The organism is Runella sp. CRIBMP (assembly GCF_009905605.1).
Taxonomy (GTDB): Bacteria; Bacteroidota; Bacteroidia; order Cytophagales; family Spirosomataceae; genus Runella.
This window is the reverse complement of sequence record NZ_JAAAKZ010000005.1, coordinates 133,723-148,454: the sequence shown is the minus strand read 5'-3', so window position 1 is coordinate 148,454 and position 14,732 is coordinate 133,723. Positions and strand designations below refer to the sequence as shown.

Below are 14,732 nucleotides of genomic sequence, written 5' to 3'. Positions count from 1 at the left end.
CTACACCGAGTGATTGACGCTTATTTTTCCTCTTTAAAACCCCCGATGGAGGAACCTCAGAAAAAAGTAAAAATAGACGTAATTTGTTTTTGTTAAGCACGGCGAATGCGGTTATTTCACTAATGATTTGGATTTTTACCTATGCAAAGTCGGTAATTCTCTAAAATTTTCCAATGTTTGTCTAAAGATTCAATTTAACAAATGAAAACAGTCTATAAATCGCACCCTTGGCACGGAATCCCCATCGGGGAAAAGGCCCCCGAAGTCGTGACAACCTTTATTGAAATTGTACCGACCGACACGGTTAAATATGAAATTGATAAACTGACGGGTTACCTTAAAATAGACCGCCCTCAGAAATACTCAAATATTGTTCCGGCGCTGTATGGTTTTGTGCCCAAAACCTACTGCGGCGATGCCATCGCGGAGTTTGCCCGACAGCAATCTGGCCGTAGCGACATCAAAGAAGGCGACGGCGACCCGCTTGATATTTGCGTGCTGTGTGAAAGCACCATCCCCCACGGTGACATCATTTGCCAGGCCATTCCCATCGGCGGTTTGCGGCTGATTGACAAAGGTGAGGCCGACGATAAAATCATTGCCGTGTTGAAAGACGACCTGTTGTACGGAAAATACAAAGACATCGCCGATTTGCCCCAAAGTGTTGTGAACCGTTTGCAACACTACTTCTTGACGTACAAGAACTTACCCGGTGAGCCGATGACCTGCGAAATCGCCAACGTATACGGGAGAGAAGAAGCCCACGAGGTGATTCGTAAATCTATCACCGATTATTTGAATAACTTCGGGATGTTGTAAATAACAACTGCCTGTGCTTCTGGAAAGTGACCTATTGGAAAGTGCTAAGTCTAAATTTACACAACCAATCGGTTATTTTCCCTGAAGCAATCTATCGTTAATATAAATAATTTTTACCAAGCGCCCGAGTTTTTGGCTTTTGTGAGTGAAACAACTAACGAATCGTTTGACAGAATAAACCAAGTGTTTGAGTTGTCACTTGAATGTTTGTCGTTTTGCCTCTCCAAACAAATGACTTACACCGTCGGGAAACCGCTCGCCACTGGCAAAATCATGAAAGCCGAGGTTGACCGTCACTGTTTTTTGCGCTTTCCAACCGCCGATTTTCTACACGAGATGTAGCGGGAAGGAGACCAAATGTTAGCGGGCATGTTGCCTAGTCAGAAAAGCTCCATCGTGGGTATTATCGTAGGATAGACAAAAGTAAGAACGGTAACGGCTTCATTTTTAGTGGGAACAATGGCTTATCTTTTGGTGGCCCGCATTCAAAAAGAGGCTTTCGCCAGTAAATGGAGCATTCAGGAACTATCTTCTTTTCTTTATCTACTTGTTGACGGTGACATAACTACCCAACTCAATTACAAGGATTTCGAAACCCTGGGATTATCTTCACTTTTTATTAAATCATAGAGCCTGTAGTTGCAATTTCATTATTTAAAGACGATTTCCTTTAAAAAAATGTCGGTTTCGCGAAATACGCCTTCCAAGTCTTTGGAAGTAAAATGCGACGCAATCACGTGCTCGCCCGCATTTGGAAACGCCACTTTTCGCTTCTGAGCAGCGGGAGTTCCTAGTTCATCAAAGGCTTTGAGCATGGCTTCGACCGAGACTACTTTGTCTTGATTTTCTTCATCTTTGTAATAATAGGCCATAAAAACGGGCATTTTTATTTTGGCAAACGTTTCTGGTTTTACGATGGCGTCCATCGTCTTTTGCAGCGTCATGACCCCGTTGGTATGGTAGCGCGTTAGCCAGTAATTGGCGCGCTCCGGGGTATAATGCGTGAGGTCGCGGTGGGAACCGCCCAATAGGGCCAACAATTGCTTGCCCCAAGGCCCCGTTGCCACTTCTAGCCCATTGACTTTGAAGCAAGGTGAATACAGCACAAGTGCCTTGATGTCAGGGTGTTCGGAGGCGATGTAAGAACTGAGCAGTCCACCCGCCGAGCACCCGATGACAATGACACTGTCGCCGAGGGATTTGGCCACGGCAATGGCGTATTTTGCGCTTGATAGAAAGTTTTCAGGGGTTAGGTTTTGAAACGCGTCGGGACTTTTTACGCCAGCATCGTACAAGCGAGCGAGGTAGAGATTACACCCGTATTTTTGGGCTAGTTGCTTATGTATAGGGTCGCCTTCCGCCCAACTGGCCCCAAAACCGTGGATATAGACCATGCTGTATTTGGTTTTTTGCTTGTTGGCAGTATCGGCCCAAATGATACGGGCTTCGTTGTCGGGTTTAAGCTCAAACTGTGATTCGGTTTCTTGAATGTCTTTTTCGAGTTGGACGACATCGGTCGTCACGCTCGTGAGGGTAGGAGATAACATGGCTTTTTCGGGACGGGGGCCGATAAAATAAATAATCACCAAGGCGACGAGCGTGATACCCGCCCATTTAAGGAATTTTTTCATCTGGTTTTAAAAAGTTGATAGGAAGGCTACAAATGTAAGGAAAGCATTAGTTTAAGGGATAAAATTGCTTTAAATAATAGTTGCGTTTTTTGTCATAAACATATCTATTCTATATGCTTCGTTTCTCTATCTACCTTTGTTTATTGCTTTTCGGGATGCAGACCCTTACTGCCCAAACCAATATACCACTGCCCGAGCACCCGCGTCCTGATTGGGAACGTACCAATTGGCTCAACCTCAACGGCGACTGGGAGTTTAGGTTCGATAAAGAAGATGCTGGCCTGAAACAGGGTTGGGGCAAAGGTACCCAAAAATTTCCTCTGACCATCCACGTGCCGTTTCCGTGGGGAGCGCCGCTATCAGGAGTAAAAGATGAAGCCGACATTGCGTGGTATCAGCGCACGATCTCTATTCCCAAAGACTGGAAAGGGCAGCGCGTTTTTGTGGTCATTGGGGCCAGTGATTACAAAACCACCGTTTGGTTTGGTGGCAAAGAGCTCGGCTCGTTTGAAGGGGGCTATGTGCCTTTTGAATTTGAGTTGCCTGCGGCAAGCCTGAAAGCAGGAGCGAGTCAAAAAATGGTGATTCGGGTAGACGACGTACGCCGTGACTATGCACTATATGGTAAACAGGGCTACGGCAACGCCCGGGGCATTTGGCAAACCATTTATCTGGAAGCGCGGGCCAATGATTACCTCGAAACCCTGCATTTTACGCCCGATATTGACAAAGGCAAGGTTCAGGTGACGGCCACTTTGCCCAAACCTGCTTCGCAAGATTTGGCGCTGAAACTCAACATCGCGGGTGTATCTGCGCCTGTTTCTCAAACCATTGGAAAGGGGCAAACGCAACTGATGTTTGACGTTTCTATCCCTGATTTTAAACTTTGGACGTTGGAAAATCCGCACCTTTACGAAGTGGAGGCGGAGTTGGGAGCAGATAAAATTAAAAGTTATTTCGGAATGCGTAAGATTTCGGTGGTCAATCTGCCCGGGACCAATTTTCCGTATGTCGCGCTTAATAATCAGCCGATTTATCTCCAACTCGCGCTCGACCAGTCGTACCATCCAGAGGGTTTTTATACCTTCCCGACGGATGAGTTTATGAAAAATGAGATAAAATTGGCCAAGGATATTGGCCTAAACGGCATCCGGACGCACATCAAAATTGACGTACCGCGTAAGTTGTATTGGGCGGATAAAATGGGGCTGTTGATTATGTCTGATTTACCCAATTTCTGGGGACAACCCAACGCCGAAGCCCGGGCTGAGTCGGAGCGGGTGTTGCCCCAACTCATCAAACGAGATTTCAATCACCCTGCCATTTTTTCGTGGATTCTCTTCAATGAAACCTGGGGATTAAAGACCAAAGTAGAAGAAAACGGCAAAAAAGTAGATAAATACTTACCCGAAACCCAGCAGTGGGTGGTAAGCATGTACCGCAAAGCCAAAGCACTGGACCCCAGCCGTTTGATTGAAGACAATTCAATCTGCTGCGGTGCGGGCCACACCGAAACCGACCTCAACTCGTGGCATGAGTATCTGCCCGGCTACGGATGGGAAGACTACCTTAAAAACTTGACCACCAAAACGTACGAAGGTTCTACCTTTAATTTTGAAAAGGGCTACAAAGTGGGCCGACAGCCCAACATCAACTCCGAATTTGGCAACGTGTGGGGCTATGATGGTAGTTCTGGCGACGTGGATTGGACGTGGGATTATCACCGCTCGGTCAATACGTTTCGTAAATATCCGTTGGTGGCGGGGTGGTTGTACACCGAGCACCACGACGTAATCAACGAGTGGAACGGTTATTTTAAATTTGACCGTACCCAAAAGTTCACGGGCTTGGAAGCCTTTGTGCCGGGCATGAGTCTCAAGGATTTGCACGCCGATATTTATGTCACTACGGGTCAGGATATTTCACACAGCGTGCGCCCGACCGAAGTGGTGCAAGTACCCCTAACGATTTCGTCGATGACGGGGCGCACTGATTTGGGCAATGAACTGACCCTAAAAGTAGAACTGAACGGCTGGGATGCTTTTGGACAGGCCAAAAAGTGGCAGAGTTTTACCAAAAAAGTCCCGTACAGCCCGTGGATTCAGCAGGCAATCGCGCCGTTGTACGTGGTAATGCCCTCCGAAAAATCGGTGGCTGTGTTGGCGCTGACGTTGCAGGATGCCAAGGGCAATATCTTGAGTCGCAATTTCAATATGTACATCATAGAGAAACCCCAAGCTGTCGAAATAGTGACGGGCGGTGGAGAAAAACAACGATTATTGACCATTGCACCCAATAAATTTAGCGATGCAAAATGGTCAATGAAGCAGTGGGATGTGTTGGACGGATTGAAAGTAAACGGCGCAGGTAGCGGTTATTTTGAATACAAAATTAAATGGCCAACCGACCTAAAAGCTGACAACGTCAACGGGGCGTCGTTCATCATGGAAGCCTCCGCCAAACAGTTGTTTGGTAAAGACAAAAGCGGTGACGTGAAAATTGCCGACAACTACATGCTCGGTGGTGGTACATTTGACAATAGCCTCAATCCTAATTCTTATCCTATGACCGATGAAACGAAGTTTCCGAGCGATGTGGCCATCAGTTTCAACGGGGTAGCAGCAGGAAAACTCAACCTGCCCGACGATCCCGCCGACCACCAGGGGGTATTGTCGTGGCACTATCAACCCCAAAACCGTAAACTGCGCGAAGCGGGCAGCTACGGCTATCGTTTGGAAGTAAATGTACCCAATGAGGCCATCCAGAAAGCCATCCAATCGGGCGAATTGGTGTTGCGTTTGGCGGTAGAAGGCGATGGTGGCTTAGCGATTTACGGCGAAAAATTTGGCATGTACCCCTTTGACCCGACGGTTATCGTGAAAGTAAAGTAAGGGCGTGATTTTAACGCAGGTTTTGAGAAAACTGCTTCTCAAAACCTGCTTTTTTTCAACCGATTTTTATGAAAACAAAATATAAATTTACCGTCGCGTTGCTGGTCTTCTTGGGCCTGAGCGGATTAAGTTTTGGCCCACTTACCGCCACCGTTAAGCCCAACATCATCGTCATCATGGCCGATGATCTGGGTTTTAGCGACATCGGCTGTTACGGTTCGGAAATTCCCACGCCTCATTTGGATAATCTGGCAAAAAATGGCACCAAATTCACGCAATTTTACAACGCGGCCCGTTGCTGTCCTAGTCGGGCGGCGTTGCTGACGGGGGTGTACCCACATCAGGCAGGAATGGGCGAAATGGTGGTGACCAAGGTAAAAGACCGTGTGCAAGAAAACCCCTACCAAGGCTGGCTAAGTAGGCAAACTGCCACCGTGGCCGAAGTGCTAAAAACGGCAGGTTATCAGACATTTATGTCGGGAAAATGGCACGTGGGCGAAGAGCGCGTCGATTGGCCGTTGCAGCGCGGTTTTGATAAATATTTTGGCCTCATCAGCGGAGCCACGAGCTATTATGAGGTGTTGCCAGGTCGGTTGATGTTGCAAGACAACGAGCCGTATACCCTGCCCAAGGATTTTTACATGACCGACGCCATCAGCGATAAAGCCGTGGAGTATATTTCGTCCAACGAAAAAACGAAGCAGCCTTTCTTTATGTACGTTGCTTACACCGCGCCGCATTGGCCGTTGCACGCGCCCGATGAAGAAATCCAAAAGTTTCGGGGTAAGTACAAGCGAGGTTGGGATGAATTGAGAAAAGAGCGGTTTTTGAATCAACAAAAAATGGGCCTCTTTGGCAAAAAATACGCGCTGCCCGAGCGTGATGCTGACATTGCCGCTTGGGAAAACACCACTAACCAAGACGAATGGGATTTGAAAATGGCTACCTACGCCGCCATGGTGAGCCGCATGGATGCGGGCATTGGAAAAATCGTTGAAAAACTGCGCGCCAACGGGCAGCTCAATAATACGATGATTGTGTTTTTATCGGACAATGGAGCCTGCGCCGAAGTGCTGGATGCCCGCGCTAAAAAAGATTTGGGTGAGGCAGCGTACACCATTTCGTTGACAACACCAGCGGGCCAAAAAGGCTCTTATACCACGTATAGTAAAGAATGGGCCGCTTTGGGCAATACCCCTTTCCGGATGTACAAGCAGTTTACGCACGAAGGAGGCATCGCTACACCCATGATTGTCCATTATCCAAATGTCATAAAAAAGCCTTTCCAAACCTCGCAAGTTGGGCACATCATCGACCTCCTTCCGACAATTTTGGAAGTTGCGCAGGTGAAACAACCCCTTACGATGAACCAACAGAGCCTTAAGCCCATCGAAGGCAAAAGTTTGATGCCCATTTTGCAGGGAAAAACCCGCAAAGGACACGACTATATCGCGTGGGAACATTTCGACAACCGCGCCATACGACAAGGAAAATGGAAGTTGGTGGGAATGAAAGGCAAAAGTCAATGGGAACTCTACGACATAGAAAACGACCGTACCGAAACCCAAGATTTGGCGCAATTACACCCCGAAATTGTTGCCCAGTTAACCGAAAAATACCGCCAATGGGCCGAAAAAGTGGGAGTGAGAAAATGAGAGGTTGTTTGCTAATAAATTGATTATCAGTTGAATTTGTGTAGAAAATCTTCTTTATGAAAAAAAAACTATTTCTCTTCTTCTTAGTGTTACTCGTCCATACTGCCCACTGCCAACTCGTGAGCGACTCGGTGTTGATTGAAGGTCATTACCGTACTTTCCATTTTCTAGCACCTGCTGATAAGCAGTCTTCTTTGCTGTTTGTTTTGCACGGCTCAGGGGGCAACGGTCGCCGAATGCGCAGTGGTGCCCAAAAACTGGAAGCCATTGCTCCCAATGAAAACATTTTAATGGTATATCCCGACGGCTACAAAAACTACTGGAATGAATGTAGGAAAACGGCGCAATCGGCGGCAAACATGGAAAACATCAACGACAATGCCTTTTTTCAATCCATGATTACCTATTTCGAGCAAAAATACGTCATCAATCCTAAAAAAGTATTTGCGGTAGGTAGTTCGGGTGGCGGGCACATGGCGTATAAGTTGGCGGTGACGATGCCTGAACAGTTTAGAGCCATTACTGCGCTTATTGCCAACTTACCCGATACCAACAACATGGATTGCACCGAAAAGCGCATGGCGATTCCGGTGATGATTGTCAACGGTACGGCCGACCGCACCAACCCCTACGCTGGTGGAGAGGTGTTGACCAACGGCATCAGTCTTGGTTTCGTTCGCTCTACCGACCGGACGTTCAAATATTGGTCTGAACTGGCGGGATATGCAGGCCGTCCCAAAATGGAGGCGCTGCCCGATACCGACCCAACCGACGGCCGCACCATTGAGCGCTATACGTATAAAGAACCTGGAAAGCCCGAAGTAACCCTTTTAAAAGTACTGAACGGTGAGCACAATTCCCCGCGTGATATTGATGTGTATCTGGAAGCATGGGCGTTTTTTAAGCGGCAAATGGTGGAGTGATGTTTGTGCCTATTCGTGCATTAGGGCGGTACGCCGCAGCGATTCTTAAAACCTGAATCTTTTCCATCATCGTGCTTGGAAGGGAGATTGTTGGTGAAAAAACACCAACAACGGCAAGCGATTTTTAACCCATTCTTTTGCGTGGGGCTTGGAAACCAGGACATAGATCGGGCTTTAGCCTTGAACTTTACAGTATTTTAAAACGAAAATTATTCCCTCCCCCTCCCTAAAAAAATGAAAAAAATCTCCTTCCTTCTCCTCTTTCTTCCCCCTCTCTTTGCCGTTGCCGATGTGTACTTGCCGGCTATTTTTAGTAGTAATATGGTGTTGCAGCAGCAGGCCAACGTAACGGTATGGGGATGGGCGCAGCCAGGCGAAAAAGTGACGGTTTCTGGAAGTTGGCAAAGTGAAACGGTCAGTGTGGTGACCAACGAAAATGCCGTTTGGAAATTAACCCTTGTTACCCCCAAAGCAGGAGGCGGCCCGTACACGTTGACCATTCAAGGAAGAAATAAAATTATGTTAGAGAACGTCCTGATGGGTGAGGTGTGGTTGTGTGCGGGCCAATCCAACATGGAATGGAGCGCCGACCACGGCGTAAAAGATGCCAAGGCTGAACTGCCTACGGCCTACAACGCCAACATTCGCTTCTTTAAAATGCCCAAGCTCACCGCCGAAACTCCCCAAACCGATGCAAAAGGTACATGGACAGTCTGCGATTCTCTGACGTTGAAGCGGTTCAGTGCAGTGGGGTATTTCTTTGGCAAAAAACTCAATCAATCGCTCAATGTGCCCATCGGCCTGATTGACGTGGCATGGGGCGGTTCGTACATCGAATCGTGGATTCCCGAGCATTTGGTCAATCTCTTCCCCAATACCCGTACCTCGGCCGAAACCATGATTCCGAGCAAAGGTTGGCCGCGACAGGCGGGATATATTTACAACGGCATGGTGGCTCCGCTCACCTCGTTTGCCATTGCGGGGGCTTTGTGGTATCAGGGCGAGTCCAATCGCCATTATCCTTCTACGTACTACCAACTTATGCACCTGATGGTGGATACGTGGCGGGGCGCGTGGCAGAAAGACTTTCCGTTTTATTACGTTCAAATTGCCCCGTTCAACTACCGCGATACCACCGAATTTAAAGCCCCCGCCGTGCGCGAGATGCAAACCCGCGCCATGGATATTCCAAAATCAGGGATGGTGGTCATTACCGATTTAGTGGATGATTTGAATAACATTCACCCCGTGTATAAAAAAGAAGTCGGCAATCGGTTGGCGGGTTGGGCATTGGCAGAGACCTACCGTCAGAATAACGGAAATTACAAAAGCCCGCAGTATAAATCTCTGCAAGTAGACGGTGCCAAAGCCATTGTTTCGTTTGACCACGCTGAAAGTGGCCTTACCGCCAAAGGAGGCCCGTTGACGGAGTTTGAAGTGGCGGGGGCAGACCGCGTATTTTACAAAGCACAGGCCCGAATTGTTAAAAACAACGCCGTTGAAGTGACTTCCGAAAAGGTTAGTCAGCCCGTTGCGGTGCGTTTTGCGTTTCGGGATACGCCCGTTCCCAATTTATTCAACAAAGAGGGTCTACCTGCCATTCCCTTTCGAACCGATGGGTGGAAATTGGGCGCGACTAAATAATTAATTATGGTTATGGGATTTTTAGGCCGTCACCATAATTTTGATTTTAAACAGGTTGTTTTCTTCACGTCAATACTAATTTTTACAGCCCGATCTGTACCCGAATTCCTGGCATTACATTTTTGAAAAAACCGTTGAAATAGATTTCGGGTTGTACCTTAAACATTCCTTTGGTGGTAATGGTCATGGAAAAGTTCCAGGTGTTTTTATCGAAAATATCCCCGCTTCTTAAAACAGAATGGCCCAAATATGCACCAAAAAGAATATGGTTGGTGTTGACAGCGCCGGTTTTCGGTCTCCGGAAATCGTAAAAGGTGATTCCAACGCTTACAAACCTATTACTTTGGGTTGAGTTCCGCCCGGTTAAATCGTTGCGCTCAGTAAAAAACATACTGCGCCAGCCTAAAGTGTACCCTATGTTTTTGTATTTATTGGGTACAAAAGAAAAATCGGCCTGAAAGTTAGGAACCCATTGATTACGAAACACGCCCAACCCAAAGGAGGGGTGAATGGCAATAAAGGGGGAGTTTTGCGTTTCGACGGCTTTGAAAGAAGGTTTATCGGAATCAGGAGCATACGTAAGATTGTAGCGAAAACCCGTTTTCTGCAAATTATGGTGCGGGTATTGGGCTACATCTTTCAATGCCAGGCTGATTTTAGCATTGGCAATCCCATTTTTGGCAAGGGTTTCTATATCATCTAAGTAATTGATAACCAAATAAAAATATACGTGCTCGTTGAGCTGTACCGTCTCTGACTTTTTCTGAATGGGCTTGAGAAACGTATGAATAATCAGCAGCGTATCCTGCACATCTTTGATGAGCAAAGGCTCACCACCGTTGGTTCTGAATTGAAACCGCTGTTTGGCAGCCACTTGTTCTCTCAAATCAAGTTGGTGTTGGTTATCATCCAAAAGTTTGTAGGTCGCAATTCTTGCATTTGTATTTTCTGCCAATGTTGACTTAATCTCTTTGTACTCTTTTGCAAACAGAGCCAGAACAGAATCAATATTTTGAAATTTCTGCAAGTCCTGCACCGTTCGGGCATAAACCAGCATTTTATTTCCTTTTCCCAGATCAAAGCTATACTTACTGTGACGATCCAGAGCGCTTGGCAAAACGCCGGGCAACTGTTGGGCAAAAGCGTGGCTAAGGATGCTCACATAGAGCATCGCGGCAATAATGATTTTCATAGTATTTGGGAGTTGCGGTACGCCGCACCGGTTGGTTGAAAAATGGCTGCTAATCAGCCTTTGAAGATTTATTTTTGAAATAAGACATTAGACTGCTTTCAGATTGAGAAGTGGCATTGGCTTTCCAATTGATGACCACAAATCCTTTGGCTTTCGCTTCTTTTTCTCGTACCTCCGCCAGTTCAGCTTTCTGATAATCAGTCAACTCATTGGCGTGGACGATTTTAAATTTGGGTTTAGGGGGGATTTTTGCAGTTGATTGATTTGTTGGGTTTGCAGGCACTGCAACAACTTCGGCAATTTCAGAGGTTTCAGTTATATTTTTCTGAGCCTCGGGAACGTCGGCAGGGTTCCAAACCCTGCCGACGTTAGTAGTGGTACCAACATTATTATCCGATTCAGAATGGATAACCATCGGCGCTTGTGCAAGGCTAATTTCGGTTTGCTTCTCTTTTGATTGCTTCTTGAAAGACTCCTGTTTTTTTAACGTCGCTTCTATCAAAACGTCTTTCTTTGCTACGAGAATACTTCGTTTTTCCTGTATAATAGGGTTGTTTTGTGGCTTATTTTCTGCCTGATGAACAACCGAAGGAATAGGAGTTGATTGGATACTCCACCAAACTCCGCCCGCCAGTAATAACAATCCAACTGCCGCTGCCATACGGAGTTTAGACGCCTCCAATGTGAAAAATCTGCTTCTGCCAAAGAAAGATTTCTTTACTGGAATAGGGTGTAATTCCGTTTGCAGTTTTTGCCAAATGTCCGCTTGCCGAAAATGTTCAGGCGAACCGTCGAGGTTGTCCATTTCCCCTCTTATCCATTCATCAAACTGTTCCGTATTGTTCATAACCTCGCTGTTTTAATAGTTGTTGCAGTATGACCCGCGCTTTGCTGAGTTGTGACTTTGATGTTCCTGCACTGATGTTTAACTGTTTGGCAATCTCTTCGTGCGTGTATCCTTCCACAACGTACAGGTTGAATACCGTCCGATAGCCCGTTGGCAATTCCAAAATCGCGGCGTAAATGGCCTCGGTATCTATCGAATGATGGGGAACATAAACCGTTGCTAAATCTTCCGTTTCGTCAGCATCTGTAAATACAGGCAGGGCTTTTTGTTGGCGCAAGTACATAAGCGACTCATTGACCATGATGCGTTTGAGCCAAACCTCCAAGCTGTTGTCGTCGCGGTATTCAAAATCAGGCAAGCCTCGAAAAAACTTCAAAAAACCATTCATCAGTACCTCTTCAGCTTCTTCCTGCTGTTGTACGTAGCGCATACAAAGCCGAAACAGCCGCCCTGAAAAGCCTTCGTACAGCCGATTCTGCGCGAAACGGTTGTTTTCTTTGCACATTTCAATGACTTGTTGCCAGCGGTACACGGTTGTGATTTTAGGTTTCAATAACAGAAATGCAGAAAAAGAGAAAAGGGTTGCCTGAGAGTGAAAAAAGTTACTAAACAAGACTACCAGAATTGGGGATGGTACAATCATTCGTAATTCGAGAACTTTGATGTATCAATTAAACAATCTACATTGATATGTCAGCCATTTCTCGCCTCCTTTGTTTATTGCTCCTTCTGGAAAGTAGTTTTAGCTTTGCCCAACGTAGCCTTACGGGTAGGGTGCAATCTACCAACGGGCAACCTCTGGCCTTTGCCAATGTGCTGTTAATCAACGCCAAAGATTCTTCGATGGCCAAGGGGGCTGTGGCCAATGAGGCGGGCCTATTTGCTTTTGAAGGCCTTAAAATCGGGCAGTATTTGGTCACGGCGAGTATGGTGGGCTACCGAAATGTCTACTCCGCACCTTTTGTACTAAAGGACGCTGAAGGAACGCACCAATTGGCTACCCTCACGGCAAATGCCCTCGAAAAGCAACTCAACGAGGTGACGGTCATTGCCCAAAAGCCAATTTTTGAACAACAACTTGATAAGTTGGTCATCAATCCCTCGGCCATGATGACGGCGGCGGGTGGTTCGGTCTTGGACGTACTCGAACGCTCGCCGGGCGTGCGGGTAGACCGCCAAAACAGTAACATTGCCCTTGGCGGAAAGTCGGGGGTGATGGTGATGCTCAATGGTAAACTCTCGCGGCTACCGCTGGAAACATTGGTACAAATGCTCAGCGGAATGAACGCCGACAACGTCGAAACAATCGAACTCATCACTAATCCTTCGGCGCGGTATGATGCGGAGGGAAATGCGGGTTTGATAAATATTGTCCTCAAACGCAAACAAGGCGAAGGAACCAACGGCAGCTTTTCGCTGATGGCGGGCTATGGCAAATTCGAGAAAACCAACGGTAGCTTTTCCATTAATCACAATCAAGGAAGGGTGAATTTGTTTGCCAATACTTCTTACAATTACGACCGCGGTTGGTTTGATTTTTTACCGATTCGTAACCAACCCGTGCAAGGGGCAATTTGGCGAAACGAACAATACTCCGACCGCTACCCCATCACCAAAAACGCCGATTTTAGGGTCGGAGCCGATATTTTACTGACCAAACGAACCGTGCTTTCGGCACAAGTGCAGGGCTTACTAAACAAGCGTGATGTCATTTCTTACAACTCTTCCAACACCCGAATTGCGGGACAGTCTCAGCCGTTTACTACGTCGGAATTGACGTGGATAGAAGATGCGCCGTGGCGAAATTGGGGCGCAAGCGTAGGGCTTTCGCATACCACCACCCGCCAACATACCCTTACCATTGACGCTGATTATCAGTCTTTTGAAAACAATGGACTCAATACTTTTGACATTAACCAATTTATGACAACCGACCCTTCGGTTTTGCCCATCAAGTCCATGAAAACCACCAAAGATACGGGCATTCGGTTTGGGGTATTGCGCGCCGATTACGCGCGACCGTTGGGTAAAAAATGGAAAATGGAAAGTGGTTTTAAAATCAACGTATCGCACATTGACAACGCCCTCGGCGTGGAGCGCAACATAGACGGAGTGCTCACCATGGACCCCAACTTGACAAGTAAAGCCCTTTTCCGCGAGACAATCGGGGCGGTTTACGCCAATTTTACGGGAAAGCTCGGCCCTACAACCGATTTTCAAGGCGGTCTCCGGGCTGAAAATACGCATACCAACATCCAATCGGTGGACGGTAAACCCCTCCTCGACCGACGCTATCTCAATCTGTTTCCGAGTGCGTCGCTCAAACATCAAGTCGGAAAACTGCATACCCTCAACTTGGCTTACAGTCGCCGCTTGACGCGCCCCGTCTTTACCGAACTAATTCCTAATTTTTTTATCACCGACCCCAATACCTACTACGTGGGTAATATCGCCCTAAAACCCGCCTATAACAGCAGTCTTAGGGCGGGCTATGGGTTCAAAGGAGCTTATTTTTTCTGGGTCGGGTATAGCCACGAACGAGATATCATCAACAAACACCAACCCATTACGTATCCTGGTCGCCCCGAATTGATTCACATTACCCAAAATTTCGACCGTTCTGATGTCTTGTCAGTAGAAGTAACCTTCCCGCTCACGCTCACGTCTTGGTGGAAAGTTCAGAACAACTTGGCGGGTTATTACCGCAGTTCGCAATCGCAGTTTGACATTGGGCCTTTTAGCCAACGCATCTATTACGGCAATGCCAATTCGGTGCATACTTTCAACCTCGGTAACCATTGGACGGCTGAATTAAACGTGCAGTACCTATCACTTATTCCAGCAGGTGTCATGAATTTACGCAGCAGAACCAACGTAATTGCGGGTATTCAGAAAGTATTACCCATTAATAAAGGCACGTTTCGGCTGAATATCAGCGATATTTTTTGGACAAACACGCTACGATGGTACACCTCATTTCCAATTCAACAATTTGATTTTCAGGCCAAAATGAAGTTTGAGCCGCGCGTAGTGAAATTGACGTACTCCCGTAATTTTGGCAATCAAAAAGTCAAAACCACCCGCCAACGCCGAGGTGCCGATGAAGAAAGGGGACGAGTTCAGTTTTAGA

10 protein-coding genes are annotated in these 14,732 nt (G+C 47.0%); 6 read left to right on the top strand and 4 right to left on the bottom strand.

Translation table 11 applies throughout. The annotated features are described in order from the left end of the window. Positions 1–201: 201 nt before the first annotated feature. Entirely contained in the window at positions 202–819 is a 618-nt protein-coding gene (locus GVN20_RS15540; protein ID WP_114069579.1) for an inorganic pyrophosphatase, read from the top strand. Positions 820–1,469: 650 nt separating this feature from the next. Here the strand turns inward: GVN20_RS15540 and GVN20_RS15535 are convergent. Beyond that, a complete protein-coding gene (locus GVN20_RS15535) occupies positions 1,470–2,450 on the bottom strand; it encodes a carboxylesterase (RefSeq protein WP_166559227.1) in 981 nt (326 codons plus the stop codon). A gap of 113 nt (positions 2,451–2,563) precedes the next feature. Between GVN20_RS15535 and GVN20_RS15530 the strand changes: the two genes are divergently transcribed. From GVN20_RS15530 to GVN20_RS15515, 4 genes are all read left to right on the top strand, one after another. Continuing rightward, positions 2,564–5,341, top strand: coding sequence for a glycoside hydrolase family 2 protein (locus GVN20_RS15530; protein WP_166559226.1), 2,778 nt, complete (start codon positions 2,564–2,566; stop codon positions 5,339–5,341). A gap of 68 nt (positions 5,342–5,409) precedes the next feature. After that, entirely contained in the window at positions 5,410–6,996 is a 1,587-nt protein-coding gene (locus GVN20_RS15525; protein WP_166559225.1) for an arylsulfatase, read from the top strand. A gap of 56 nt (positions 6,997–7,052) precedes the next feature. Further along, positions 7,053–7,919 (top strand): PHB depolymerase family esterase, encoded by an 867-nt coding sequence (locus tag GVN20_RS15520; protein ID WP_166559224.1) that lies wholly within the window; start codon positions 7,053–7,055, stop codon positions 7,917–7,919. Between the two features lie 234 nt (positions 7,920–8,153). After that, positions 8,154–9,563, top strand: a complete 1,410-nt coding sequence (locus GVN20_RS15515; RefSeq protein ID WP_166559223.1) for a sialate O-acetylesterase — start codon at positions 8,154–8,156, stop codon at positions 9,561–9,563. Between the two features lie 82 nt (positions 9,564–9,645). Here the strand turns inward: GVN20_RS15515 and GVN20_RS15510 are convergent, their stop codons facing one another. The 3 genes from GVN20_RS15510 to GVN20_RS15500 are packed head-to-tail and all read right to left on the bottom strand — an operon-like array spanning position 9,646 to position 12,134. Beyond that, on the bottom strand, positions 9,646–10,755 hold the full coding sequence (locus GVN20_RS15510) for a hypothetical protein (RefSeq protein WP_166559222.1): 1,110 nt from the start codon (positions 10,753–10,755) through the stop codon (positions 9,646–9,648). A gap of 49 nt (positions 10,756–10,804) precedes the next feature. Beyond that, positions 10,805–11,602: a hypothetical protein gene (locus GVN20_RS15505; protein WP_166559221.1), complete on the bottom strand. Its 798-nt coding sequence runs from the start codon at positions 11,600–11,602 to the stop codon at positions 10,805–10,807. After that, on the bottom strand, positions 11,580–12,134 hold the full coding sequence (locus GVN20_RS15500) for an RNA polymerase sigma factor (protein WP_166559220.1): 555 nt from the start codon (positions 12,132–12,134) through the stop codon (positions 11,580–11,582). Before GVN20_RS15500 ends, GVN20_RS15505 begins: the two co-directional genes overlap by 23 nt. Positions 12,135–12,292: 158 nt before the next feature. On the opposite strand from GVN20_RS15500, the gene GVN20_RS15495 reads away from it, so the two are divergent. Beyond that, complete coding sequence (locus GVN20_RS15495; RefSeq protein ID WP_166559219.1) at positions 12,293–14,731, top strand: outer membrane beta-barrel protein; 2,439 nt, start codon at positions 12,293–12,295, stop codon at positions 14,729–14,731. The last annotated feature ends 1 nt before the right edge of the window (position 14,732 follow it).

Bases quoted from the DNA above. Each gene is read 5' to 3' on its own strand.
- GVN20_RS15495 (WP_166559219.1), top strand. From the start codon at position 12,293: ATGTCAGCCATTTCTCGCCTCCTTTGTTTATTGCTCCTTCTGGAAAGT.
- GVN20_RS15530 (WP_166559226.1), top strand. From the start codon at position 2,564: ATGCTTCGTTTCTCTATCTACCTTTGTTTATTGCTTTTCGGGATGCAG.
- GVN20_RS15525 (WP_166559225.1), top strand. From the start codon at position 5,410: ATGAAAACAAAATATAAATTTACCGTCGCGTTGCTGGTCTTCTTGGGC.
- GVN20_RS15510 (WP_166559222.1), bottom strand. From the start codon at position 10,755: ATGAAAATCATTATTGCCGCGATGCTCTATGTGAGCATCCTTAGCCAC.
- GVN20_RS15515 (WP_166559223.1), top strand. From the start codon at position 8,154: ATGAAAAAAATCTCCTTCCTTCTCCTCTTTCTTCCCCCTCTCTTTGCC.
- GVN20_RS15520 (WP_166559224.1), top strand. From the start codon at position 7,053: ATGAAAAAAAAACTATTTCTCTTCTTCTTAGTGTTACTCGTCCATACT.
- GVN20_RS15505 (WP_166559221.1), bottom strand. From the start codon at position 11,602: ATGAACAATACGGAACAGTTTGATGAATGGATAAGAGGGGAAATGGAC.
- GVN20_RS15535 (WP_166559227.1), bottom strand. From the start codon at position 2,450: ATGAAAAAATTCCTTAAATGGGCGGGTATCACGCTCGTCGCCTTGGTG.
- GVN20_RS15540 (WP_114069579.1), top strand. From the start codon at position 202: ATGAAAACAGTCTATAAATCGCACCCTTGGCACGGAATCCCCATCGGG.